We start from the raw sequence: 3,425 nt of genomic DNA on the forward strand, positions 1-3,425 counted from the left end.
CTTAATGTATGAACTATTGATCGGCGTATCGTATTCATCGATTAATATGTAAACTTTTTGACCAAAATGTTTGTACAGTACTTCACTCAAAACCCGTAAACTATCTTTTAAGTCATTTCTCTCAAGTTTCCCATCAAAATATCTCCTTAGTTTTTCTTTTTGGGCATTATTTAATAGTCCTGTATCTTCTGTTACATGATGATTTAAGTAATGATGATTGGCAAATAATTCTATAATTTGATCCTTTATACCTAGTTCTATTTCTTGATAACTACTACCTTTTACATCTTTAAGATTGAGCAAAATCACCGGAAATTGACCTTGTTGAGTCATGGCATATTCATTGCCGTTAATCTTTAAAGGCTCTAAAGTCCTTTTTCCTTTAATACCTAAATTGATTTCCCCACCGGTAAAGAGAATGCGATTAACTCTATCTTCTTCAGGTAAAGGCGTACCTCTCTTATCCACCTCTATCTCAAAAAATTTCTGGAGCATATTCATATTCAAGCTCTTACCCCACCGCCTTGGTCTAGTAATTAGGATAACTTTACCACTATCTTCTAGCAATTCCTTTATCATTAGACTTTTATCAACAAAGACATCACTATTAACTAGCAGGTCATAGAATTCATCGGTACCTACCATCATTCTTGGTGGTTTATTATTTTCCATATAAATATCTTGATTGGTTGTGTTATAATTAAAAAGCTTAATAATCTTATTATTTCATTACAGAAATTGTACCATAAATAAGCTACCAGCACTAGCAATTATCTTTTTGAATTTAAATAAAGGTGTATATTTTATGCTTGCAAAACTCTTAAAAAAGTAGTTTCATATTAGTTATGATAAAATTGATGTTGTTTTTTACGTCCTTAAAATAATTAAAAATGTAAGTGTTATGTTTGGTGTTTTAGAAGTAGGTAGAGGAATCCAAGTACTCTATGAATACGTAAAAGCAGAAATATTGGAATCAGATTTTTTTGCTCTCCAGCCTAAAGATTATCAAAGATTGGAAGAATCTGAGCGAGATCAAAAATGGTATATGCTAAATCCAGAAAAGCTTAACAAAAATTATATCGAAGAAAAGGCTGCTTTTCTTGTAAATGAAAGAGAAAAATATATTTTGCTAAGAGCAGTTCATTTTATTAATACAAGTACTGCAGAAATGCCAGTGGAGTCATCATTTCTAGAAAGGCTACTTTACACCAAAAAATTTGTACCTTCATGTTTCTTTTCTAGTAAGCCAAAAACAACAAATAACGATTCTCGCATTATACAACTACATGACAAAGTCTAAAGTGCTTTTACTCTCTTGAGTTCGATTATAAACTAAATAGCACTCATAAAACTTTGTATTGAATTTTATAGTTTCAATTTAACAAATGATAATATGTATATGGTGCCGCTAGCAGGAATTGAACCTGCGACCTCATCATTACCAATGATGTGCTCTACCTCTGAGCTATAGCGGCATATAGTCAATTGATGAGAAGTTGGGGACGTCGTCACTCGTCGTTCGCCTATTACTTATAGGCGTCGCTCCATCGTTCCTAGCCCCAAATTCTCCTGAATTAACTATAGAAAGAAGTTCTAGGAGGCTGCCGGAGATAATCATTTATATTTATGTGCAGCTATAATCTTTTTTGTCAATTCAGTGTTTGATTTTCAGTTGATTATTGATTCTATACCATAGTAATCAACTGAAACTATAGTGGTAGGATTTTCGTTATTGCTAATTTGATTTCTAATGGTTTCCAATTGAGATTTATCATATTCCTCAACATTTAGCATAGCCAATTTATTTGTGAAATATTCCTCACTTTCTCTTACCACTCCTAACAATTAACTACGATCCTCAACAAGAATTTATCACTTATGATATACAGGTTATGCAAGAGGTCTAGTTGCATGGCTGGGCATTATACAGGATTATAATTAGGCCACCAACGCAACATTAACTATTTTATGCCCGCCCTTACTAGAGAATTTTACTTTACCTTTAACCAAGGCAAATAACGTATGATCTCTTCCAATCCCAACATTTTCACCTGGGTAAATTTTAGTACCCCGTTGCCTAACAATTATATTACCTGATATGACATATTGTCCATCAGATTTTTTAGTACCTAATCTACGACCGGCTGAGTCTCTCCCATTCCTGGAACTACCACCAGCTTTTTTAGTTGCCATCTATATATCCTTATAAATCCAGTTATAATTTAGTAATGTCTAATATTTTCAGTTCGGTTAATTCCTGCCTATGACCATTCTTTCGACGATAATTCTGGCGACGTTTTTTCTTAAAGACAATAATCTTATTATCTTTAAACTGGTTAGTAATTTCAGCTGTAACAAGAGCCCCTTGAACTATTGGCGTACCGATAAAAGATGGTTTTGAATCTTCACCAATCATCAACACCTGATCAAGTTGAACTTTTGCCCCTCTATCACCGTCAATTCTTTCTATTTTGATGACACTGTTTTTGCCGACTTTATACTGTTTTCCGCCTGCTTTGACGATTGCGAACATGAGAAATATCCTAAACTAAAATTTAAACAAACTAAGTCCTTAAACAAAACTAAGTCGGCATTATATTACCACCATCTATTTTAGTCAATGGGAAATCGCAAATAAAATCGATAACCCCCTAAATTAGATTATATTAATGTTGTTGTAATAATATTAATTAATCTTTCTTAAGATTTTAATCTTAATTAAATAATTTTTATACCTCTTGTTGACATAGGTTAATCACTATGATACACCAAATGTTGCTTAATCAAGTTAATATACTCAAAAATTTGTATTAATATTTTATCCGTACACTAGTGGGTATTAAGTAAAAATCTGTTGTGGTGAGTTATTTTTTAAAATAAAAAATGGTAAATATGTCTAAAAAAACAAAAATTCTTAAAAAATTTGCTGACCAGCGTGTCAGTTGCCTCTGTTTTAGCAAGTATGGGATGGAGCAGCGTTGCTTCTGCAGGTCGTGGAGTTAATACTGATGGTAGCCATAAACTTAGTGAGAAGATAGATGCCAAGAATGATAATAATGATTGGATGATTCTTAATAAGGAAAATGATATAATTATAGTTGATGAACACGCTCCTGAAAGAATAGGTGGGATAAAAGTGCAAGCTAATCCAGGTCATGATGGTTGGCCTTGTCCTCGGGGTGATAGTCTTATAATAAATAATAACATTACTATAGGATCTATATCTGGTGGTGCTGCTAGCTCTATAACGGCTAGAATTAATAGCAATAAGACATTAATATTAGATGGAAACGCTTATGGTGATGTTGGAATAAATACCTATGATAAATTAGGCTCAATAAACGTCAATTCGGGATAAGGGATAAGAAAAAATAAAGGAGATATAGGAGTTGCAAGGAGTTAATGCCTGTGATAAATGTTTTTTT

The 3,425-nt window shown here is 32.7% G+C and carries 7 protein-coding genes and 1 tRNA gene; 2 read left to right on the forward strand and 6 right to left on the reverse strand.

Translation table 11 applies throughout. The features are described from left to right. A partial coding sequence (locus tag RiCNE_RS06400) for an AAA family ATPase (protein ID WP_157905704.1) occupies positions 1–672 on the reverse strand: 672 nt, incomplete at its 3' end. A gap of 229 nt (positions 673–901) precedes the next feature. On the opposite strand from RiCNE_RS06400, the gene RiCNE_RS06405 reads away from it, so the two are divergent. Next, positions 902–1,300: a hypothetical protein gene (locus tag RiCNE_RS06405; protein WP_094649744.1), complete on the forward strand. Its 399-nt coding sequence runs from the start codon at positions 902–904 to the stop codon at positions 1,298–1,300. Positions 1,301–1,400: 100 nt separating this feature from the next. Here the strand turns inward: RiCNE_RS06405 and RiCNE_RS06410 are convergent. The 5 genes from RiCNE_RS06410 to rplU form a co-directional block, all read right to left on the reverse strand. Next, positions 1,401–1,475: transfer RNA gene (locus tag RiCNE_RS06410), tRNA-Thr, on the reverse strand. Beyond that, positions 1,466–1,618: a palindromic element RPE2 domain-containing protein gene (locus RiCNE_RS06415; RefSeq protein WP_094649745.1), complete on the reverse strand. Its 153-nt coding sequence runs from the start codon at positions 1,616–1,618 to the stop codon at positions 1,466–1,468. Before RiCNE_RS06415 ends, RiCNE_RS06410 begins: the two co-directional genes overlap by 10 nt. A 50-nt stretch (positions 1,619–1,668) precedes the next feature. Further along, the gene (locus RiCNE_RS07590; protein WP_157905705.1) at positions 1,669–1,845 is read right to left on the reverse strand and encodes a hypothetical protein; all 177 of its coding nucleotides are present in this window, start codon (positions 1,843–1,845) and stop codon (positions 1,669–1,671) included. Between the two features lie 93 nt (positions 1,846–1,938). Next, complete coding sequence (gene rpmA / locus RiCNE_RS06420) at positions 1,939–2,193, reverse strand: 50S ribosomal protein L27 (protein ID WP_094649746.1); 255 nt, start codon at positions 2,191–2,193, stop codon at positions 1,939–1,941. A gap of 22 nt (positions 2,194–2,215) precedes the next feature. After that, a complete protein-coding gene (gene rplU / locus RiCNE_RS06425; RefSeq protein ID WP_094649747.1) occupies positions 2,216–2,533 on the reverse strand; it encodes a 50S ribosomal protein L21 in 318 nt (105 codons plus the stop codon). 402 nt (positions 2,534–2,935) lie between these two features. Between rplU and RiCNE_RS06430 the strand changes: the two genes are divergently transcribed. Continuing rightward, positions 2,936–3,358: a hypothetical protein gene (locus tag RiCNE_RS06430; protein WP_094649748.1), complete on the forward strand. Its 423-nt coding sequence runs from the start codon at positions 2,936–2,938 to the stop codon at positions 3,356–3,358. Positions 3,359–3,425 lie beyond the last annotated feature (67 nt).

Source organism: Rickettsia endosymbiont of Culicoides newsteadi (genome assembly GCF_002259525.1).
Lineage (GTDB): Bacteria > Pseudomonadota > Alphaproteobacteria > Rickettsiales > Rickettsiaceae > Tisiphia.